This window comes from Naumannella halotolerans (genome assembly GCF_004364645.1).
In the GTDB taxonomy this organism is placed as follows: domain Bacteria; phylum Actinomycetota; class Actinomycetes; order Propionibacteriales; family Propionibacteriaceae; genus Naumannella; species Naumannella halotolerans.
Window position 1 is genome coordinate 2259547 of the sequence record NZ_SOAW01000001.1, and the last position, 20064, is coordinate 2279610.

Below are 20064 nucleotides of genomic sequence, written 5' to 3' on the forward strand. Positions count from 1 at the left end.
AGCTCCGTCCTAGTTCCGCAACAGGTTCGCGTCGTCGACCGAGGCCGAGCGGCGGGTACGGAAGATGGTGATGATGATCGCCAGCCCGACGACCACCTCGGCGGCTGCCACCACCATCACGAAGAAGCTGGCGACCTGGCCGTCCAGGTTGCCCCACTGTCGGGCGGAGGTGACCAGCACCAGGTTGGCCGAGTTCAACATCAACTCCACCGACATGAACATGATCAGCGCATTCCGGCGCACCAGGAAGCCGACCAGGCCGATGCTGAAGAGGATCGCGGCCAGGATCAGGTACGGGTCCGAGCTCATGCCCCACCTCCGGGGCGTTCCGGCGTCTTGTCGGTTGCCGGACCCGTACCGGTTCCCGGATCGGTATCGGCATCCGGATCTGCCGGCTCCGGTGCCCCGCCGGCGGAGGTGGCTGTCGGTGCGGGTGCCGGCGGCAGGGCCCCGGAGAGACCGTCGGTGTGATCGTTGCCGACCGCCAGGTCCGTCCCCCGTGACTGCGGGTCATCCAGCGCAGCGATCACCCGGGCAGTCGGCGCCGCTACCTGCCGGGGGTCGAGCACCTGCCCGCGTGCCCTCAGGGTCTGCGAGACCGAGTTCGGCGCGGGGCTGCCGTCGGGCAGCAGAGCCGGGACGTCCACCGCGGTACGACGCGCGTAGTAACCCGGAGTCGGCAACGGCCCGGGGTGTTCCCCGGTCTCGGCATAGCGCTGCATCCGGCCACGCATTCGGGCGGCCTGGTCCGGTGGTGTCCTGAGACGTTCCCGATGGGCCAGGATCAAGGCGGCGACCGTGGCGGTCAACAACAGCGCACCCGCAGCCTGGAAGATCATCACGTAGCGGCCGAAGATCAACCCGGCAAGCGCGGTGACATTGGTGCCCCCGGCGGAATCGACCTGGTTCAAGCCCACCGGGTCGGTGGTGAAGGCACTGCCCACCGCGCCGACCAGCAACGCCAGGACCGCAGCCCCGGCCAGGCCGGCGAGCACCCGCTGCCCCTGCAACACCTCCACCAGGGAATCGCGGGAATCGACGCCGACCAGCATCACCACGAACACGAACAACATCAGGATCGCTCCGGTGTAGACGATGATCTGCACCGCGAACAGGAACGGGGCGTCCAGGGCGGCGTACTGCACCGCAAGACAGAGCATCACCGTGGCCAGGCAGAGCGCCGAGTGCACCGGTTTGCGGGTCATGATCATCACGATCGCCGCCAGCACCATCACCGGCGCCAGCAGCCAGAACGCCGCCGCCTGCCCGGTCGCCAAGACACTCATCGACCCCGCCCCCGGGTCGGCTGCTGTTCGTCCCGCCGCTGCTCCGCACGGTACGCATCGACCTGTGGCTGGCTCTGCCCGGTGCCGGGGAGACCGAGAAAGTAGGCCTGTTCGTCATCTCCCAGCCTGCGGTCGTGCGGCGGTGCCTCCATCCCCGGAAGCAACGGCGCCAGTAGCCGCTCCTTGGTGTAGATCATCGATTCGCGGGTGCTGTCGGCGAGCTCGAACTCCCGGGTCATCGTCAGCGCCCGGGTCGGACAGGCCTCGACGCAGAGCCCGCAGAGGATACAGCGCAGGTAGTTGATCTGGTAGACGCGCCCGTAGCGCTCCCCGGGGGAGAACCGCTCCTGGTCGGTGTTGGATGCTCCCTCGACATAGATCGCATCGGCCGGACAGGCCCAGGCACACAGTTCGCAACCAACGCATTTCTCCAGGCCGTCGGCCCAGCGGTTCAACTGGTGCCGACCATGGAAACGGGGCGCCCCCACCTGCTCGGCCGAACCGGGCCCGTACCCGCGTCCGCGTCCCTCGGGGTAGGACTCGGTGAAGGTCTTGTCGAACATGGTCTTGAAGGTCACGCCGAATCCGGCCCAGGCGTCGAAGATTCCCATCAGTGCTCCTGCTGCTCGTCCGGATCGGGGGTCGCCGACGCGGGTATGGGCCCGGGTCGGCCACCGGAGGCCGGGTCGGCCGGTGGGGTGCTCGCCGATCCTCCGCCCGAGCCCCGGTTCTCGGTCTCACCGGCCAGCACCCCGGTGAGTTCGGGCAACTGCTGACCGTGCCGTGGAGGTACGGGATAGCCGCCGGCGAAGGCGTCGAAGCGCCCGGAGGCATCGACCTGGTCGAGCTCACCGTCCTCGACATCGGGTTCGGAGCCTTTGCCGCCGAACATGATCACCAGGAAGAGGATCACGATCAGTGCGACACCGAGGACGAACAGTGCCGGTTCCCGTTCCCGGTTCGGGTCGGTCAGTGCCTGCAACACCGCGACCATCACCAGCCAGAGGACCGACAGCGGGATCAGCCAGTACCAGCCCAGCTTCATGAACTGGTCGTAGCGCAAACGCGGCAGACTTCCCCGCAGCCAGATGAAGACGAAGATCAGGGACAGCACCTTCAGGGTGAACCAGACCGGGCCCAGCCAGGGGTTGTTCAGCACCGGCAGGTCGAACGGCGGCAGGTAACCACCGAGGAACAAGGTGGTCGCCAGCGCCGAGACGGTCACCATGTTGATGTACTCGGCGAGGAAGAACATCGCGAACCGCATGCCGGAGTACTCGGTGTGGAATCCGCCGACCAGCTCGCCCTCGGCCTCCGGCAGGTCGAACGGCGCCCGGTTGGTCTCACCGACCATCGAGATGCAGTAGATGACGAACGAGGGCAACAGCAGGTACCAGTACCACTGCTGGAACGGTGTCTCCACGCCGAGAAAAGGCAGCACCAGCGGTTGGGCCTGGGCTTCGACGATGTTGGCGGTCGACATCGAATGCGCGTAGAGGAAGACCGCCACCAGTGACAGCCCCATGGCGATCTCGTAGGAGATCATCTGGGCGCTCGACCGCAGGCCGCCGAGCAGGGAGTAGGTCGACCCTGAGGACCATCCGGCCAGCACGATGCCGTAGATGCCGATCGAGGCCAGGGCGAGGATCAGCAGGACACCGACCTCGGAGTCGGCCAACTGCAAACGGGTGATGATCCCGCCGGGCAGGGTCACCTCGCCACCGAAGGGGATCATCGCAAAGACGGTGAATGCCGGGATGGCGATCAGGAACGGGGCTAGGTTGAAGACGATCCGGTCGGCATTGCGCGGCCGGAAGTCCTCCTTGAACATCAGTTTCATACCGTCGGCCAGGGATTGCAGCCACCCACCGGGGCCATTCATCGTGGGCCCCTTGCGATGCTGCATCCGGCCCACGACCTTGCGTTCGAACACGATGTTGAACAGCGTGATCAACAGCAGGAAGACGAAGATCGCCACGGCCTTGACCAGCACCAGCCACCACGGATCGTTCATCACTGCCCTCCCCTGCCAGTAGCGGTGGGGGCCGACGGCCCGAGCGCCTCGATCGAGATCAGTTCCCCGGGTCCGACGCCGAGCAGTTCGGCCAGTGGCAGTCCGGGCGCGTTCCACGGCAGCCAGGCCACCCGGTCCACCAGGTCGGGCAGGATCATCACCTCGACCGTCGCTCCGGGCCGCTGCGGGTCACCACCGACGCGGGCCAGGCTGCCCTCGCTGAGCCCGAGTTCGGTGGCGGTTGCAGGTGAGAGCTTCAATCGTGGCGACCGGGCGGTCGCCAGGAGATCGTCGGCACCGTCATTGGACCGGGAATCGTCGATCATGGTCCGCCAGCTGGCCAGGACGGCCTGTCCCGGCTCCGGTACGGGCGGCGCGGCATCGACCCCGACACCGGGTTGCGGCAGGTCCTCGTGCCGCCACTTCCCCAGCTCATCCAGCTCGGCCATCGCCGGCTCGGGGTGGCGGATACCCAGCGGCCGGCCGAAGGCATCGGCCAAGGCGGCCAGGATCCGCAGGTCGGTCATCGCATTGCGTCCCGCGACGGCACGGTTCAGTTCCCGCCGGCGACCCTCGAAGTTCAGGAAGTGCCCCGAGCGTGCGGTCAGGTCGGCGATCGGGAACACGACATCTGCCCTGGTTGCCGCCTCCGACAAGCGGGCCTCGATGCTGACCACGAATCCTGCCCGCGCCACAGCGGTCCGGGCGAGCCACGGGTCGGCGAAGTCGGCCAACTCCACTGCGCCCACCACCAACCCGGCGAGCTCACCGCCGGCTGCGGCGGCCAGCAGGTCGGTCGCGTTCATTCCCGGTTCGGCCGGCAGCCGCTCGGCCTTCCAGACCGCGGTCGTGTCGACCCGTGCCCGCGGATCGTCGACCGGGCGGCCGCCGGGGAGCAGCCCGGGCAGACATCCCGCCTCGACCGCACCGCGGTCCCCGGCCCTGCGTGGCACCCACACCAGTCGGGCGCCGGTGCGATCGGCGAGCCTCGCCGCCGCGTTCAGGGCACCGGGGCTCAGCCCAGCCCGTTCCCCGACCATGATCACCGAGCGTGGCCCGAGGTCGGCCTCACCCCATTGGTCGAGCCGGCGGGCCTCGGCACCCGGAACGGTGGGCAGCACCCGGGCGCCCAGCTTCCGGCTACCCCAACTGGCGAACGGAGCCACGGTGGTGATCGCCAGGCCGCTGCGGCGGTACGCCTTGCGGAGCCGGAGGAAGACCGCTCCGGCCTCGTCCTCGGGTTCGAATCCGACCAGCAGCACCTGATCGGCCCGTTCCAGGTCCTCGAAGGTCACCGACCGCCCCCGACCCGCCACCTCGCGGGCGAGGAAGTCCTGCTCCTCGCGCGTCATCGGCCGGGCCCGGAAATCGATCGAGTTCGTCCGCAGCACCGTGCGGGCGAACTTGGCGTACCCGTAGGCGTCCTCCAGTGTCAGCCGGCCGCCGGTGAGGACCCCGACATTGCTGCCGGCTGCCCGCAGTCCCTCGACGGCGACGTCGATCGCCTCCGGCCAGGAGGCGGCGTGCAGCACCCCGTCACGACGTACCAGCGGCATGCCCAAGCGATCCTCGGCAGCCCAGGATCGGAAGGCGAAGCGGTCCCGGTCGGTGATCCATTCCTCGTTCACCTCCGGATCGTCACCGGCCAGCCGGCGCACCACCGTCCCCCGTCGGTGGTCCACCCGGATCGCCGAGCCACAGGCGTCGTGCTCGCCCACCGACGGTGTGGAGACGAGGTCGAACGGGCGGGCGCGGAATCGGTAGTCGGCCGAGGTGAGCGCACCGACCGGACAGATCTGGATCACATTGCCCGAGAAATAGGAGTCGTAGGGTTCGGATTCGTAGATGCCCACCTGCTGCAACGCCCCGCGTTCGACCAGGGCGATGAACGGGTCACCGGAGATCTGCTCGGAGAACCGGGTGCACCGCGCACAGAGCACGCACCGTTCGCGGTCCAACAGCACCTGTGCCGAGATCGCGATCGGTTTCGGATAGGTACGCTTCACCGCCTCGAACCGACTCTCTCCGGCACCGGCGCTCAGGGCCTGGTTCTGCAGCGGGCACTCCCCACCCTTGTCACAGATCGGACAGTCCAACGGGTGGTTGATCAACAACAGTTCGATCATGCCCCGCTGCGCCTTCTCTGCCACCGGGGAGGAGACCTGGGTCCGGACGACCATGCCCTGGGCGACCTCGACCGTGCAGGAGGCCTGCGGTTTCGGCATCCCCCGCCCATTGCCGGCATCGGGGATCTCCACCAGGCACTGTCGACAGGCCCCCACCGGGTCCAGCAACGGGTGGTCGCAGAACCGCGGGATCGCGGTGCCGATCATCTCGGCAGCCCGGATCAGCAGGGTTCCCTTCGGCACCGAGACCTCGGTGTCATCGATGGTGAGCGTGATCAGCTCCTCCACCTGCGCACCCTGTTCGTCGGTGCCGCGGCTGCTGCTGGTGAGGGTCATCGGGCACCTCCGACCCGTTCGGGCAGCTCGAACAGCGCACTGCGCCGGTACGGGAAGAGCTCCCAGGCCGGTGTGTGATAGCCGGCTTCGAACTCCTCACGGAAGTGCCTGATCGCCGAGGTGAGACAGCCGACGGCCCCGTCGGCCAGAGCGCAGAAGGAACGACCGCCGATGTTCTCGCACAGGTCGAGCAGCTTCTCCACATCACCCTCCTCACCCTGTCCGGCCTCGATCCGCATCAGGACCTGCACCAGCCACCAGGTGCCCTCCCGGCAGGGGGTGCACTTGCCGCAGGACTCGTGTTTGTAGAACTCGATCCACCGCAGCGTGCTGCGGACCACCGAGGTGGTCTCGTCGAAGATCTGCAGTGCCTTGGTGCCGAGCATGGTTCCGGCGCCGGCCATCGACTCGTAGTCCAGTGGCAGGTCCAGGTGTTCGGCGGTGAGGATGGGGGTGGACGAGCCACCCGGGGTCCAGAACTTCAGCCGGTGCCCCTGCCGCACGCCTCCGGTGAGCTGCAACAGCTGCCGCAGGGTGATCCCCATCGGCGCCTCGACCTGACCGGGATTGGCCAGGTGACCCGACAGGGAGTAGATGGTCATCCCGTTCGACTTCTCCGTACCCATGGCGGCGAACCACTGCTCCCCGTTGGCGATGATGCTCGGCACCGAGGAGATCGACTCCACGTTGTTGATCACCGTCGGACAGGCGTACAGACCGGCCACGGCCGGGAACGGCGGGCGCAGCCGCGGCTGTCCCCGTCGCCCCTCCAGGGAGTCGAGCAGGGCCGTCTCCTCACCACAGATGTAGGCACCGGCACCGCTGTGCACGGTCACCTGCAGGTCGTAACCGGATCCCAGGATGTCGGTGCCGATGTACCCGGCGGTGCGGGCTGCGGCCACGGCTGCCTGCAGCCGGCGGGTGACCTGCAGCACCTCACCCCGGACGTAGATGAAGGCATGTGCCGCACCGATCGCGTAGGCCGCGATGATCACCCCCTCGACCAGGGTGTGCGGGGTGGCCATCATCAGCGGGATATCCTTGCAGGTACCGGGTTCGGACTCGTCGGCGTTGACCACCAGGTACGTCGGGTTCGGATTGTCCTTGGGGATGAACGACCACTTCACACCGGTGGGGAATCCGGCCCCGCCGCGGCCGCGGAGTCCGGCGGCCTTGACCTTCTCGATCACCTCCTCCGGGGTCAGTTGCAAGGCCTTGCGCAGGGCTCCGTACCCGCCCCGGCGTTCATAGACCTGCCGCTGCCAGGCCCGCTCGGTACCCCAGTCGGCGGTCAGCACCGGGGTGATCGGATCAGCCATGGTCGGCCTCCGATGCCTCGTCGGCCTCCACGACTGCGGTCGGCGAGGGCGCCGACCAGCCGTTCTCGGCCGCCAGGCGCACCCCCAGCAGCGAAGCCGGCCCCGCGGTCGGCCCCTGATCGACCCGGCCGTCGGGGAAACCGGCGAGTACCCGCTCGGCCTCGCGCCAACTGGTGATCTCCGCACCCCGGGTCGAGCTGATCGGCTGGTCGCTACGCAGGGCTTCGACCAGGGCATCGGTCGAGACCGGGTCCATCCGGTCGAAGAACTCCCAGTTGACCATGATCACCGGGGCGTAGTCACAGGCGGCGTTGCACTCGATCTGCTCCAAGGTGATCTTGCCATCGGCGGTGGTCTCGTCGATGCCGATCCCCAGCTCGGCCTGCAGCTGGGCGAGCAGCTCGTCGCCGCCCATGATCGCGCACAAGGCGGTGGTGCAGACCCCGACCAGGTGCTTGCCCACCGGTTTGCGCTTGTACATGGTGTAGAAGGTGGCGACCCCGCTGACCTCGGCGGTGCTGATGCCGAGGATGTCGGCACAGGCCTCAATGCCCTCGGTGGTGATCCTTCCCTGCACGCTCTGGCACAGGTGCAGCATCGGCAACAGGGCCGAACGCCGGCGCGGATAGCGGTCGGCGATCTGCTCCAGCTCACCGATCACCTCCGGTGCGAGAGCGCGCTGCTCCCCGGTGATGTCGTAGCCCCCGGACTCGGGGAAGTAGGTGGTGAACTTCATCGGTCGACCCCTCCCATCACCGGATCGATGGAGGCGACCGCCACCACCACGTCGGAGACCATGCCGCCCTCGCAGACCGCGGGAACCGCCTGCAGGTTGTTGAAACTGGGGTCACGGAAATGCGCCCGCCACGGCCGGGTGCCGCCGTCGGAGACGACATGGGCACCCATCTCACCCTTCGGCGACTCGATCGGTACGTAGGCCTGCCCCGCCGGCACGGCGAACCCCTCGGTGACCAGCTTGAAGTGATGGATCAGCGCCTCCATCGACTCGCCCATGATGTGCCTGATGTGTTCTGGTGAGTTGCCGATGCCGTCGGTACCGACCGAGAGCTGGGCCGGCCAGGCGATCTTCGGGTCGTCGACCATCACCGGTTGCCCCTGCGTGGACTGCAGGCGCTCATAGGCCTGTTTGACGATCCGCAGGGACTGCCACATCTCCTCCTGCCGGACCCGGAAGCGACCGTAGGCATCAGCGGTGTCCCAGGTGGATACGTCGAACTCGTAGGTCTCGTAACCGCAGTAGGGCTGCTGTTTGCGCAGATCCCAGGCGAAGTCGGCCGAGCGCAGCATCGGACCGGTGATCCCCAGCGCCATGCAACTGGCGAGGTCCAATTTGCCGACGCCGCCGAGCCGGCCGATGAAGATCGGATTCTCGTTGCAGAAGGCCGCGTACTCCGGCAGCCGTCTCTCCAGCCAGTCGATGGCCTCGGCGATCTTCGTCATCCCATGATCATCGATGTCGGCCGCGACACCACCGGGCCGGAAGTAGGCGTGGTTCATCCGTACCCCGGTGACGGCCTCGAAGACGTCCAGGATCATCTCCCGATCGCGGAATCCGATGGTCATCACCGTCAGCGCGCCGATCTCCATGCCACCGGTGGCTATGCAGACCAGATGGGAGGAGATCCGGTTGAGCTCCATCATCAACACCCGGATGATCTTGGACCGTTCGGTGATCTCGTCCTCGATCCCCAACAACCGCTCGACACTGAGCACATAGGCAGCTTCCTGGTGGAGCGGGGTCAGGTAGTCCATCCGGGTACAGAAGGTGACGCCCTGGGTGAAGCTGCGTACCTCCATGTTCTTCTCGATCCCGGTGTGCAGGTAGCCGATGCCGCAGCGGGCCTCGACCACCGACTCCCCCTCCAGTTCCAGGATCAGTCGCAGCACACCGTGGGTGGAGGGATGCTGCGGCCCCATGTTGACCACCAACCGCTCGTCGCCACGTTCGGCCTGGGCAGCGACGATGGCATCCCAGTCGGCACCGCCGGCGGTGTAGACGGTGCCTTCCTCGGCGCCGGCTGTCGCATAGGGATCGAAACCGCTGCGATCGTTCGTGGTGGCGCCCATCAGAGGTAGCTCCTGCGCTCGTCCGGCGGCGGGATCGTCGCCCCCTTGTACTCCACCGGGATGCCTCCCAGTGGATAGTCCTTGCGTTGCGGATGACCCGGCCAGTCGTCGGGCATCAGGATCCGGGTGAGCGCCGGATGGCCGTCGAAGACCACCCCGAACATGTCCCAGGTCTCGCGTTCGTGCCAGTCCGCGGCGGGGTAGGTCGGCACCACCGAGGGGAGGTGCGGGTCGGCGTCGGGGCAGGTGACCTCGAGCCGTAGTCGGCGGTTGTGGGTCATCGACTGCAGGTGGTGCACCACATGCAGTTCCGCACCGGTGTGCTCGGGGTAGTGGACCCCCGACACCGAGGCGCAATGCTCGAACCTCAGGTACGGATCATCGCGGAGCACCGGGGCCAGCTCGCCCAATCGGTCCCGCGGGATCAGCAGGGTCAGTTCGCCCCGGTCGACCACCACCTGGGCGATCGCCCCGGGGCGCAGTTCGCCGATCCGGTCCACCACCTCGTCGAACCAGCCGCCGTAGGGGCGGGCCGTCGGCGCCGGTGGTTCGATGATCCGGCGCATCCGGCCGTACCCGCTGGTGTCACCGGAACCGCGACCGGCACCCCACATTCCGTGGCGGACCTTCGGGCTGCCACCGACCCCTCCGACCGGTCCGGGCTCGGTGACCGCCACCTCGGCGACCCGGTCCGAGGCCGGTGCATCCTCCCGCTCGATCCCGGCCTTCGGCCCGGGCTCGGCCGAGCGCGGTTTCTCCTTGATCGTCTGGTCCTCGTCGGGGGTCTTCGGTCCGGGCCGGTCGGTCATCGCAACAGACCCTTCTGTTCGCTGATCGGGATCGCCGCCAGCGCCTGCTGCTCGCGCTCGATCGCCTGGTCTCGCGCATGGATCCCGATCCTGGTCTGCTGCACCTGTTCGCGAAGCTTGAACATCGCATCGATCAACATCTCCGGGCGCGGAGGACAGCCGGGTACGTAGATGTCGACCGGTACGATGTGGTCGACGCCCTGGACGATGGCGTAGTTGTTGAACATCCCGCCGGTGCTGGCGCAGACCCCCATCGACAGCACGAACTTCGGGTTCGGCATCTGGTCGTAGATCTGTCGCACCACCGGGGCCATCTTCTGGCTCACCCGGCCGGCGACGATCATCAGGTCCGCCTGGCGCGGGGAGGCCCGGAAGACCTCCTGACCCCAGCGACCGGAGTCATAGCGTGGCGCACCGTAGGTCATCATCTCGATCGCACAACAGGCCAGGCCGAAGGTCGCCGGCCAGAACGAGGCCTGCCGCATCCAACCGAACAAGCCCTCGACGGTGGTCAGCAGGAACCCGCTGGGAACTTTCTCCTCAACCCCCATGGACGCCCCCTCGATGCCGAAGCGGTGCGGGAATGCAGTTGCTCGTGATCAGTCCCATTCCAGGCCTCCGCGCCGCAGTTCGTAGAAGTAGGCGATCATCACGATCGCAATGAAGATCACGACCTGGACCAGGGCGAAGGTGCCCAGTTGATCACTGGCGACCGCCCACGGATAGAGGAAGACGATCTCGATGTCGAAGACGATGAACATCATCGCGGTGACGTAGTACTTGACCGGGAAGCGGCCGCCGCCGATCGGCTGCGGTGTGGGCTCGATGCCGCACTCGTAGGAGTCGTACTTGGCGCGGTTCATCCGCTGCGGTCCGACCAGGACGCTGGTGATCACCGACACCGCCACGAAGGCGGCGGCGATCACCAGCAGCACCAGCAGCGGTGCATACGGGTCGTTCATGCTCGTTCCTCCAAGTCGTCGTTGACTGGTGAGCGGGTGTTTCGGTCTAGACCGAGGGTGCTGCTTTCGACAATCCGTTGATGATCCGGTCCATCGCGTCACCGTCGGCCGAATCGGTCAGATTGGCCAGCAGCTTCAGCACGAACCGCATCAGGGTCTTGCGGGGAAGGCCGTACTTCGTGGCCAACTTCATGATCCGCGGGTCACCGATCAACTTCACGAAGACCGTGCCCAGTCGGTAGTAACCACCCAGACGCTGCTTCAGTGCAGTCGGGTAGCCCTGCAGGGCCAGCTCTGCGCTGGCCGTACCCACTCCGCGGTAGTGGGCTTCGGCGATCGCATCGGCAGCGAGTTCCGCCGACTCCATCGCATAGGCGATCCCTTCACCGTTGAAGGGGTTCACCATGCCGCCGGCGTCGCCGACCAGCAGCAGTCCGCGGGTGTAGTGGGGGGTGCGGTTGAAACCCATCGGCAGTGCCGCGCCGAGCACCTTGCCGATCCGGTTCTCGTCGCGGAATCCCCATTCGGCCGGGGTGTTGTCCAGCCACCGCTTCAGCAGATCCTTGTAATCGGTCTTGCCGAAGGCCGAGGAGGTGTTCAGGATCCCGAGGCCGACATTGGAGGTACCGTCGCCCATGCCGAAGATCCAGCCGTACCCCGGCAGCAGATCCGAGGCCCCGGGTTTGCCGTCCCACAGCTCCAGCCAGGATTCCAGGTAGTCGTCATCGTGCCGTGGGCTGGTGTAGTAGGCGCGGACCGCGACCCCCATCGGCCGGTTGTCCTTCTTCTCCAGACCCATCGCCACACTCAGCCGGGTGGAGTTGCCGTCGGCGGCGACGACCAGCGGCGCGGAGAAGACCCGGTCGTCGCGGGTACGTACCCCGATGATCCGGCCGGTACGGTCGTCCAACACCGGAGAGGTGACATTGCAGTTCTCCAGCATCTTCGCCCCCGCGGCCACGGAATGCCGGGCCAGCAGGTCGTCGAAGTCCGAGCGCGGACGGACCAGGCCGTAGGGCGGGAAATCGGTCAACTCGGGCCAGGGAAGCTCGAACGAGGTGGAGCCGCCGTAGATCCGCAACCCTTTGTTGTGCAGCCAGCCGGCCTGTTCGCTGGTGTCGATGCCGAGCCGGATCAACTGGCGGGTCGCTCGCGGGGTCAGCCCGTCGCCGCAGACCTTCTCCCGGGGGAAGGTCGACTTCTCCAGCAGCAGGACATCCAGTCCGCGGCGGGCGAGGTAGGCGGCAGCGGTCGACCCGGCAGGCCCTGCACCGACGACGATCACGTCGGCTTCGGCCTCGGCCGCCAACCGTTCCGGCATCCTGCCACCTCGCTTGTGAATCCGTTCACCAATGGGGGACAGTCTAAGCCCACCCGGCCGCCGACCGCACTCCCCCGAGTCATCCGGCAATCGTGGGCTGACCAGGAAAAACGACGATCATTTAACCAACAATCGGCTTGCCTAATTGAAGCAAGGTCAACTGTCGGCGAGGTGCCGCTCCAGCTTCGCCATCTGCACCCGCAATGCGCCGAGCAGTTCATGGTCACTGATCCCGACCGTCTGGATCTCCCAATGCTCGCCGCCGGAGCCCTCGATCTTCACCAGCGCGGCGACGCCGACCGCACCCTCGGGAACGTCGAGATAGGCCACCCGGCCATTGATCTCGGGGTCGGTGGTGTTGGCATCGTGACGGGCACGGGCGCCCGTGGCCGGGCGATCACGGTCCACTCCCCAGCCTGCCGAACGTGCCGGGGGGATCCACGCACCGGGTTCTGGTTCCATTCGTCCTGTCCTGTCGCGCTGCGTACCGACCACCCGGGCGTCAGCGACCCGCGCTCCCGAGGTGACCCAGCGGCAACACTAGTCCCGCGATCGGCTTCTGCAACCCCCGGAGGAATGTTCGCCCCAGAACCCCTCCGCCGGACTAGCGGCGATCCCGGCCCGCGTTCATCGCCTTGCGCTGCTCCGCCTGCTGTCGCTGCGCCTCCTCGACATCGATACCGCCGGTGATCAGCACCGCGCCGACGACGACGGCGAGCACCACCGAGATCACCACGGGCAGCCCGAAGACGAGCGGGATCGTCACCAGGAGCACCACATCGAAACCGCGCACCAGATTCGCGATCATCCCCGTCGGCAGGGCACCGGCCGGGCTGGCGACCGCGGGTGCCTGGTAGTTCGCCGGTTTGGCGGTCACCCAGCGGATCGCGCCGAGCAGACCGGCCACCGCGGTCATCAGTGACACCTGCAGTGCCTCACCCAGGGTCCGGGTGGCATCGACGCCGAATCCGACATAGGCCGGTGCGGTGGCGATCGCGAAGGCCAGCGCCACGGCGGCCGGGATGGCCGACTGGGCCATCCGGATCCGGGAGGTCGGCATCGGCAGCATCCGGGCCAGCCCGCTGGTACGGGCCAGCACCCGCAACCCGCCGAACAGCGGGACCAGGGCCAGGAACAGAGCCACCGCGGCCAAGGGCGAGGTGACCGCACCGAGGCCGAGCGCACCGGTGGCATAGGGGACGACGGCGGCGATCAGCGGACCGAGCAGCACCTGCGGACGCCGCAGCAACCGCTGCAGATCGCGCAACAGCAGGGCGCCGGCGCCCGTACCACTGCCCCGGGTGGGCCGGACCTGGCCACGCTCACGAGCGCGCTGTTCGGTCAGGATGTCGTGGGCGAGCCCGAAGTCCAGGGCGTAGAAGGATCCGGCCAACCCGCTGGCCAGCGATCCACCGGTGGTCAGCCGTACCCGCCGCAGATGCTGCAGCCGCCGGCGGGCCACCACCAGTGCCAGTATCAACAGCAACGCTGCCAGCCCGGCCACCACGAAGGCCAGCTCGGTCTCGGCCGAGGAACTGACGTGCAGATCCACCCAGCCGGCGGCGATGCCGACGACCAACAGCACCGCACCCACCCCGACGATGCCGAACACCGCCTCGGCGACCCGGACCAGGAAGCTGCGCTCGGCGCCCTGTTCGGCCGCGGCGAAGGCGGTCAGGGCCGCGGCCGACAGGCCAGTTGCTGCGGCCCAGGCGATCACCCCGCCGGTGGAGATACCGGTGAGCAGGGAGATCAGGGCACCGGCGAGGGCGCCGGTCCCGGCCGTCGCAGCGACCACCGCGAACAACCGGTTGGCGAGCAGCCGACCTCGGTTCAACGGCGCATCCATCAACCAGAAACCCTCGGCCGCCGAGGCCACCACCGGCCCGATCAGCCGCGACACCGCGAGTGCGAGGGCTCCGAGACCGGCCCAGGTCGCGACCGGGAGCAGGGTACGGGCGGAGACACAGGCGCCCTCCAGGCACTGCCCGGCGCTGACCTGGGCGCTCAGCAGCACATTGGCCAACATGGCACCGAAGACCACCAGCGCGAACAAGGCGACATAGGCATCGGACAGGGCCTCGGTGAGCTTCTTGGTGGCGCGACCCTGGCGCCACTCCTTGATCTGAGCGCGGAGTTCGGACTCCAGCCGCGGATCGGGGCCGTGGGTCTCGATCTGTCGGGTCATCCGCGTGGCTCGCCGAGTTCGACGGTACGGGTCGCGACCTGTCGGCTGAGCATCTCGTCATGGGTCGCCATGACGATCGCGGTGCCGGCCGCCCGATCGGCCCGCAGGCGTTGCGCCAGCCACTCCACACCCTCGGTGTCGAGGCGCTGTTCGGGCTCGTCCAGGACCAACAGCTTGGCCGGTCGGACGAAGGCGGTGGCCAGGGCCAACCGTCGTCGCTGTCCCGAGGACAAGGTGCCGGGCAGCTGCCCCGACTGCGGCACGAGCTGCACCTCGTGGAGCACCGCGTCGACCACCTCGTCGGGATCGGCGACCCCGTGGGCACGGGCGAGCAGGTCGAGATGTTCGACCACGCTGAGGTCGGGGAAGAAGTCGAGGTCGTCGATCACCGCCGCCAGGTTGCGGCGGATCTGCGGATCGGTCTCGCTGACCGCCACCCCGTCGAGTTCGATCGTGCCCTCATTGGCCCGGTCGGCGCCGATCAGGCAGCGCAGCACCGTGGACTTGCCGGCACCGTTGCGCCCGGTGAGCGCCACTGCCTCACCGGCTCGGACACTGAGATTGAGGTTGTCGATGATGGTGGTCGAGCCGTACCGCTTGGTCAGCTTCTTCACCTCGAGCACGAGCTCGCGTTTGGCCATGCAGCCGATTGTGCCGCTTCGGCCCCGATTCCTCGATTCGGGTGGCTCCGGGCGAGACCACCAAGACGAACGTCACACTCGATCACCCGGGCACCCCCTGGTGGCGGCGGGTCGCGGGGAATCCTCGATCCAGTGTGACGTTCGGCGTGTCCGACCGGGCCGGGCACAGGCGAGGGCAGGGCTCCTCCGGCGCCGGTGAACTGCCGACGATTCAACCCGTCAGTCTTGTCTGCCAGACTGGGCCGGTGACTCCGAATGGCTACCGCGCATCCCTGAACAAGCGCCGCACCGAGGTGGCGGCGATGTTCGACAAGGTGGCCGGGCGCTATGACCTGACCAACAACCTGCTCTCCCTGGGCCTGACCGAACAGTGGCGCAAGGCCGTGCTGCGGGCGATCGATCCGCGGCCGGGGGTGCGGATCCTGGATCTGGCCGCCGGCACCGGCACCTCCACCATTCCGCTCACCGAGGCCGGGGCCACGGCGATCCCGGTCGATCTGTCGTTGGGGATGCTGGAGGTGGGCAAGCAGCGCCATCCGGAGTTGCCCTTCCTGGCCGGTGACGCACTGTCCCTGCCCTTCGGTGACGAGGTGGCCGATGTGGTGACCATCTCCTTCGGGCTGCGGAATGTGGAGGACACCGTCGCCGCACTTACCGAGTTCCGCCGGGTCACCCGCCCAGGCGGAAAGCTCGTGGTCTGCGAGTTCTCCACCCCGACCTGGGAGCCGTTCCGACGGCTCTACGACTTCTACCTGCAGACGGCCCTGCCCCTGGTGTCGCGGGCGATGTCGTCCAACCCTGCTGCCTACAACTATCTGATCGAGTCGATCCGGGACTGGCCGAACCAGCCTGGACTGGCCGAGCTGATGCAGCGGGCCGGTTGGCACGACATCGCCTGGAACAACCTCGCCGGTGGGGCAGTCGCCATCCACCGCGCGATCGCATGACCCGCCTGCTGCTCGACGCCTACGCCGCCCGCTCGTGTGCGGTGAAGACCCACAACCAGTTCGACCGCACGATCTCGCTGCCGGTCGTCGACCTGGTCGAGGCGGCCAACGAGGAGATCGTCAACGAGGCGTTCATCGGTGGCACCGAGCATCGCCGGCTCGCCTGCGACGAACTGCTCGGCGCCATCACCGATTCGATCGATCTGCGCGAATCCACCGATCGGCGCGCTGCCACCGCCGAAGCGGTCCACGCGAGCACGGTGCTGATCGTCGCGCCGCTGCTGCCCAGTGATCTCGTCGGTCACCGCCGGGGAGGACCGACCGCGCTGTTGCGGGGTCCGAACCGGCGGGACGGATCACCTGGCTACTACCCGGTGCTGACGCGATTCAGCAAGGTGCTCGAACGATTGCGACAGTCGAAGGCAAGTGAGTCCCGCCGGGGTTCGGTGGTACGGCTGGCACCGCTGGGCTCGCCACAGTTCGCCTGTTCCCGCGGCCGCGCCGACCTTTCGGTACGGTCGCGCCAGCAGGCCACCTTGCTGGAGGCGAGCCACCACTGGCGGATGCTGCAGGCGGCGGGTTGGGCGCCTGACTCGGCCGGCCGGGCGGCCATCATCAGCACCGATGACCAAGGTCTGATCTGGGTCGACCTGACCCAGGAGTTCATCCGTACCTATTCGGCGAGCAGCGAGACCGGTTGGCGGTTGCGCAGCCCGCTGCAGCGCTATGACCACGAGCACGACTTCCGGGTACGGGTGGCCGAGCGGGCACTGTCCCGTACCGGCGCCGCCGACGACCCACCACCGCTGGTCCGCCCGATCCGGGTCCGCGAATGCGACAACTGCCAATGGTGGCAGGTCTGCCGCGACCAGTTGGATTCCGATGACCTGTCGGTACGGATCGACAAGGCCCCGCTGGATGTGCGGGAGATCGCGGCCTTGCGCACCCTCGGGGTGGAGACGACCCACGACCTGATGAACGCCGATCTCGACCTGTTGAAGATCGACTACCTGCCCCGGGTCCGGCACCGCCACGGTGCCGAACGCCGGATCGAGATGGCCGCCCGGCGGGCCCGTCTGCTCGCCCGCGGGGTGGAGCTGGAGCGGATCACCAACGGTCCGATCGAGCTCCCGCAGGCCGATATCGAGGTCGACTTCGACATCGAGACCTCCCGCGCCGAACGTGTCTATCTGTGGGGTTTCCGGGTCCACGACCGCGGCCGTGACGAGCCACCGACCTTCGTCGAGTTCTCCGCCTGGCACGAACTGGACGCCGACGCCGAACGTGAGCTCGGCGCCCGCGCCATGCGGTGGCTGCGCTCGTTGACCGACACCGGTCGTTCGGTCCGGGTCTACCACTACTCCGACTACGAGGTGGTCCAGTTGCGACGGCTGGCCGCCGAGGGCGATCCTGACCTGCGTTGGGGGCTGGAGTTCGCCAAGGACGGTTTCTGCGACCTGTTCCGGGTGGTCGCCGACCACTTCTTCGGCGCCCACGGGCTGGGCCTGAAGACCGTTGCCACCAAGGGCGCCGGTTTCCACTGGCGCGACGCCGATCCGGGCGGGCTGAACTCGCTGACCTGGTTCGACACCGCCGCCCATGCCGCCGACCCGGTCGAGCGGGAGACCGCCCGCCGACGGGTGCTGGCCTACAACGAGGACGACGTGATCGCGACCTTCGAGCTGCGCCGATGGCTGCGGGAACAGTGAGCCGGATCGCAACAGCAGGCGGAGCCTCGCCCGCTCGACTGGCGGTACGCTGCGAGCATGCGTGACACCTATCCCGTGCGGTTGTTCGGCTCGCTCGGACTGATCATCGTCGGGGCCGCCCTGGCCTCGATCCTCGCGGCCAACCTGACCGGTGTCGCCTCCAAGGTCCTGCTGGTGTCCGGTCTGGTGATCGCCGGGCTGGGAGTGGCGTTGCTGATCTTCACGATGATCCGACCGCGGCACCCCGATCCGGATTCGGTCGACCACGGCTGAACCGCCGACATCGGTCGCCATCGCCTTGCAGAACGGTTCGGGTCGATCTGGCCGGCGCACCCGTCCGACACGACATCCGATACGACAATCGGTCCCGGCATGATCACCTCTGGTGTGATCATGCCGGGCCCGATCATGTCGGCAGCCCGCGCTCGGAGGCTCAGAAGACCTGACGCAGGTTCGTCCGCGCCAGATCGATCAGCTCATCGCCCTTGCCGCTGAGCACGGTCCGGATCGCATAGAGCGCGAATCCCTTCGCCTGTGCCGCGGTCACCGCCGGTGGCATCGACAGCTCCTGACGCTCGGTGACGACGTCGAGCAGGGCCGGGCCGGGGTGGGCGAGGAAATCGTCGACCGCCTTCGGCAGTTGCTTCGACTCGGTCACCCGCCGGCCGTGGATACCCATCGCCTCAGCCATGGTCGCGAAATCGGGATTGACCAGTTCGGTGCCGAAGTTGACGATGCCGGCCGCCTTCATCTCCAGCTCGACGAAGTTCAGCGACGAGTTGTTGTAGACCACCACCTTCACCGGCAGCTTGTTCTGGGTGAGGGTGATCAACTCACCCAGCAGCATGGTCAGGCCACCATCACCGGTCAGCGCGATCACCTGTCGCTGCGGCTCCGCGGCCTGAGCGCCGATCGCCTGGGACAGTGCATTGGCCATCGACCCGTGGCTGAAGGATCCGATCAGCCGCCGGCGACCGTTCATGGTCAGGTAGCGGGCCGCCCACACCACCGGGGAACCCACGTCGGGCAGGAACACCGCATCGTCCGCGGCGCCCTGGTTCAGCAACCGAGTCAGGTACTGCGGGTGGATCGGTCGTCCACGCCGGCTCGGTGCGGCCAGTTCGTCGAGGTCCTGGCGGGTGCGCTGGTAGTGCTTGGTCATCCGCTTCAGATGCGCATCCGACCGATTGCCCTTCACCAGCGGCAGCAGTTCCTTCACGGTCGCTGCGACGTCACCGACCAGGCCGACGTCGATCGGGGTACGCCGTCCGAGGTTCTCACCGCGGATGTCGACCTGGACCACCTTCGCGGTCGGATAGAACTGCTGGTACGGCAGGTCGCTGCCGAGGACCAGCAGCGCGTCCGCCGATTCCATCGCGCGATAACCGGAGGAGAATCCGAGCAGGCCGGTCATACCGACGTCGTAGGGATTGTCGTGCTCGACATACTCCTTGCCCCGCAGGGCATGCACCACCGGCGCCTGCAACCGGCCGGCGATCTCCAGCAGCTCGGTGTGCGCATCGGCGCACCCGGCGCCGGCAAGGATGGTGACGTTCTTCGCACCGTTCAGGATGTCGGCTGCGCGGGCCACCTCGGTCAATGACGGGCTGGTGACCGATTCGGCCCGGACCACCGTCTGCGTCTCGGCCTCCAACTCGGCCAGGGCGACATCACCGGGGATCACCAGCACCGCGACCCCCCGCTGCTGGACGGCCGCCCGCATGGCCAGCCGCAACATCCGAGGCAGTTGCTCGGCGTGGGCGACGTGGGCGGTGAAGACGCTGCAGTCGGCGAAGAGCTGCTCGGGCCGGGTCTCCTGGAAGTAGTTCGACCCGATCTCCTCGCTGGGGATCTGGGCAGCGATCGCCAGTACCGGTACCCGGGAGCGATGGGCATCGTAGAGACCGTTGATCAGATGCAGGTTGCCCGGGCCGCAACTACCGGCACAGACGGCCAGCTCCCCGGTCACCGCGGCATCGGCGGCGGCGGCGAACGCCGCGGCCTCCTCGTGCCGCACGTGCACCCAGTCGATCGTCTTCTCCCGGCGCAGACTGTCGGTGAAACCGTTCAGGGAGTCGCCGGGAATGCCATAGACCCGCTTCACCCCACTCGCTGCCAAGGTGTCGACAATGTGGTCGGCTGCGGTTGCCATGATCGTCCTCTCGAAGTGGTGAGCGTGCTGACCCCCGTACCCATCCTGCCCGACGGGCGAGCCGGGGTCGAGCACGCGGCCGAGGTACCGGCCGTCTTCGATGGCCGGACATCTGCTTGGCCGTCGTCTCCAGTCCTACCACTCCCCGTCGGGACTCAACCCGACC

18 protein-coding genes and 1 pseudogene are annotated in these 20064 nt (G+C 67.7%); 3 read left to right on the forward strand and 16 right to left on the reverse strand.

What is annotated here, in order from left to right; translation table 11 throughout:
* Positions 1-9: 9 nt before the first annotated feature.
* The 15 genes and pseudogenes from nuoK to ccmA all read right to left on the reverse strand — a co-directional run bounded on the left by nuoK (position 10) and on the right by ccmA (position 15090).
* Entirely contained in the window at positions 10-309 is a 300-nt protein-coding gene (gene nuoK / locus CLV29_RS10495; protein WP_133754812.1) for an NADH-quinone oxidoreductase subunit NuoK, read from the reverse strand.
* Positions 310-515: 206 nt separating this feature from the next.
* Positions 516-1286 (reverse strand): annotated as a pseudogene (locus CLV29_RS10500) (NADH-quinone oxidoreductase subunit J); the annotation flags it as partial.
* Entirely contained in the window at positions 1283-1897 is a 615-nt protein-coding gene (gene nuoI, locus CLV29_RS10505; RefSeq protein WP_133754814.1) for an NADH-quinone oxidoreductase subunit NuoI, read from the reverse strand. The pseudogene CLV29_RS10500 and the gene nuoI, both read right to left, overlap by 4 nt.
* Positions 1897-3300 carry an NADH-quinone oxidoreductase subunit NuoH gene (nuoH, locus tag CLV29_RS10510; protein ID WP_133754815.1) on the reverse strand — a complete coding sequence of 468 codons (1404 nt, stop codon included), beginning with the start codon at positions 3298-3300 and terminating at the stop codon, positions 1897-1899. The genes nuoI and nuoH overlap by 1 nt, the downstream gene beginning before the upstream one ends.
* Positions 3300-5762, reverse strand: a complete 2463-nt coding sequence (locus CLV29_RS10515; RefSeq protein WP_133754816.1) for an NADH-quinone oxidoreductase subunit G — start codon at positions 5760-5762, stop codon at positions 3300-3302. Before CLV29_RS10515 ends, nuoH begins: the two co-directional genes overlap by 1 nt.
* Entirely contained in the window at positions 5759-7081 is a 1323-nt protein-coding gene (nuoF, locus tag CLV29_RS10520) for an NADH-quinone oxidoreductase subunit NuoF (protein WP_133754817.1), read from the reverse strand. Before nuoF ends, CLV29_RS10515 begins: the two co-directional genes overlap by 4 nt.
* Positions 7074-7817 carry an NADH-quinone oxidoreductase subunit NuoE gene (gene nuoE, locus CLV29_RS10525; protein WP_133754818.1) on the reverse strand — a complete coding sequence of 248 codons (744 nt, stop codon included), beginning with the start codon at positions 7815-7817 and terminating at the stop codon, positions 7074-7076. Before nuoE ends, nuoF begins: the two co-directional genes overlap by 8 nt.
* The gene (locus CLV29_RS10530) at positions 7814-9169 is read right to left on the reverse strand and encodes an NADH-quinone oxidoreductase subunit D (RefSeq protein ID WP_133754819.1); all 1356 of its coding nucleotides are present in this window, start codon (positions 9167-9169) and stop codon (positions 7814-7816) included. Before CLV29_RS10530 ends, nuoE begins: the two co-directional genes overlap by 4 nt.
* The gene (locus CLV29_RS10535) at positions 9169-9978 is read right to left on the reverse strand and encodes an NADH-quinone oxidoreductase subunit C (protein ID WP_133754820.1); all 810 of its coding nucleotides are present in this window, start codon (positions 9976-9978) and stop codon (positions 9169-9171) included. The genes CLV29_RS10530 and CLV29_RS10535 overlap by 1 nt, the downstream gene beginning before the upstream one ends.
* A complete protein-coding gene (locus CLV29_RS10540) occupies positions 9975-10529 on the reverse strand; it encodes a NuoB/complex I 20 kDa subunit family protein (protein ID WP_133754821.1) in 555 nt (184 codons plus the stop codon). Before CLV29_RS10540 ends, CLV29_RS10535 begins: the two co-directional genes overlap by 4 nt.
* A gap of 48 nt (positions 10530-10577) precedes the next feature.
* Positions 10578-10940, reverse strand: coding sequence for an NADH-quinone oxidoreductase subunit A (locus CLV29_RS10545; protein WP_133754822.1), 363 nt, complete (start codon positions 10938-10940; stop codon positions 10578-10580).
* A 46-nt stretch (positions 10941-10986) separates the two neighbouring features.
* Positions 10987-12249 carry a geranylgeranyl reductase family protein gene (locus tag CLV29_RS10550; RefSeq protein ID WP_243831893.1) on the reverse strand — a complete coding sequence of 421 codons (1263 nt, stop codon included), beginning with the start codon at positions 12247-12249 and terminating at the stop codon, positions 10987-10989.
* 168 nt (positions 12250-12417) lie between these two features.
* Positions 12418-12723, reverse strand: a complete 306-nt coding sequence (locus CLV29_RS10555) for a hypothetical protein (RefSeq protein ID WP_133754824.1) — start codon at positions 12721-12723, stop codon at positions 12418-12420.
* Positions 12724-12865: 142 nt separating this feature from the next.
* Complete coding sequence (locus CLV29_RS10560; RefSeq protein ID WP_133754825.1) at positions 12866-14449, reverse strand: DUF6297 family protein; 1584 nt, start codon at positions 14447-14449, stop codon at positions 12866-12868.
* A complete protein-coding gene (ccmA, locus tag CLV29_RS10565; protein ID WP_133754826.1) occupies positions 14446-15090 on the reverse strand; it encodes a heme ABC exporter ATP-binding protein CcmA in 645 nt (214 codons plus the stop codon). The genes CLV29_RS10560 and ccmA overlap by 4 nt, the downstream gene beginning before the upstream one ends.
* 134 nt (positions 15091-15224) lie before the next feature.
* Here ccmA and CLV29_RS10570 point away from each other — a divergent pair, with 134 nt between their 5' ends.
* The 3 genes from CLV29_RS10570 to CLV29_RS10580 are packed head-to-tail and all read left to right on the forward strand — an operon-like array spanning position 15225 to position 18019.
* Positions 15225-16037, forward strand: a complete 813-nt coding sequence (locus tag CLV29_RS10570; RefSeq protein ID WP_424991529.1) for a demethylmenaquinone methyltransferase — start codon at positions 15225-15227, stop codon at positions 16035-16037.
* Positions 16034-17746 carry a TM0106 family RecB-like putative nuclease gene (locus CLV29_RS10575; RefSeq protein ID WP_133754827.1) on the forward strand — a complete coding sequence of 571 codons (1713 nt, stop codon included), beginning with the start codon at positions 16034-16036 and terminating at the stop codon, positions 17744-17746. The genes CLV29_RS10570 and CLV29_RS10575 overlap by 4 nt, the downstream gene beginning before the upstream one ends.
* 57 nt (positions 17747-17803) lie before the next feature.
* Positions 17804-18019, forward strand: a complete 216-nt coding sequence (locus CLV29_RS10580; RefSeq protein WP_133754828.1) for a hypothetical protein — start codon at positions 17804-17806, stop codon at positions 18017-18019.
* A 160-nt stretch (positions 18020-18179) separates the two neighbouring features.
* Here CLV29_RS10580 and poxB read toward each other — a convergent pair whose 3' ends face one another.
* Positions 18180-19898, reverse strand: a complete 1719-nt coding sequence (gene poxB, locus CLV29_RS10585; RefSeq protein WP_133754829.1) for a ubiquinone-dependent pyruvate dehydrogenase — start codon at positions 19896-19898, stop codon at positions 18180-18182.
* Positions 19899-20064 lie beyond the last annotated feature (166 nt).

Excerpts from the sequence above, each read along its gene's own strand:
- nuoK (WP_133754812.1), bottom strand. The coding sequence starts at position 309 with ATGAGCTCGGACCCGTACCTGATCCTGGCCGCGATCCTCTTCAGCATC.
- nuoI (WP_133754814.1), bottom strand. The coding sequence starts at position 1,897 with ATGGGAATCTTCGACGCCTGGGCCGGATTCGGCGTGACCTTCAAGACC.
- nuoH (WP_133754815.1), bottom strand. The coding sequence starts at position 3,300 with ATGAACGATCCGTGGTGGCTGGTGCTGGTCAAGGCCGTGGCGATCTTC.
- CLV29_RS10515 (WP_133754816.1), bottom strand. The coding sequence starts at position 5,762 with ATGACCCTCACCAGCAGCAGCCGCGGCACCGACGAACAGGGTGCGCAG.
- nuoF (WP_133754817.1), bottom strand. The coding sequence starts at position 7,081 with ATGGCTGATCCGATCACCCCGGTGCTGACCGCCGACTGGGGTACCGAG.
- nuoE (WP_133754818.1), bottom strand. The coding sequence starts at position 7,817 with ATGAAGTTCACCACCTACTTCCCCGAGTCCGGGGGCTACGACATCACC.
- CLV29_RS10530 (WP_133754819.1), bottom strand. The coding sequence starts at position 9,169 with ATGGGCGCCACCACGAACGATCGCAGCGGTTTCGATCCCTATGCGACA.
- CLV29_RS10535 (WP_133754820.1), bottom strand. The coding sequence starts at position 9,978 with ATGACCGACCGGCCCGGACCGAAGACCCCCGACGAGGACCAGACGATC.
- CLV29_RS10540 (WP_133754821.1), bottom strand. The coding sequence starts at position 10,529 with ATGGGGGTTGAGGAGAAAGTTCCCAGCGGGTTCCTGCTGACCACCGTC.
- CLV29_RS10545 (WP_133754822.1), bottom strand. The coding sequence starts at position 10,940 with ATGAACGACCCGTATGCACCGCTGCTGGTGCTGCTGGTGATCGCCGCC.
- CLV29_RS10555 (WP_133754824.1), bottom strand. The coding sequence starts at position 12,723 with ATGGAACCAGAACCCGGTGCGTGGATCCCCCCGGCACGTTCGGCAGGC.
- CLV29_RS10560 (WP_133754825.1), bottom strand. The coding sequence starts at position 14,449 with ATGACCCGACAGATCGAGACCCACGGCCCCGATCCGCGGCTGGAGTCC.
- ccmA (WP_133754826.1), bottom strand. The coding sequence starts at position 15,090 with ATGGCCAAACGCGAGCTCGTGCTCGAGGTGAAGAAGCTGACCAAGCGG.
- CLV29_RS10575 (WP_133754827.1), top strand. The coding sequence starts at position 16,034 with ATGACCCGCCTGCTGCTCGACGCCTACGCCGCCCGCTCGTGTGCGGTG.
- CLV29_RS10580 (WP_133754828.1), top strand. The coding sequence starts at position 17,804 with ATGCGTGACACCTATCCCGTGCGGTTGTTCGGCTCGCTCGGACTGATC.
- poxB (WP_133754829.1), bottom strand. The coding sequence starts at position 19,898 with ATGGCAACCGCAGCCGACCACATTGTCGACACCTTGGCAGCGAGTGGG.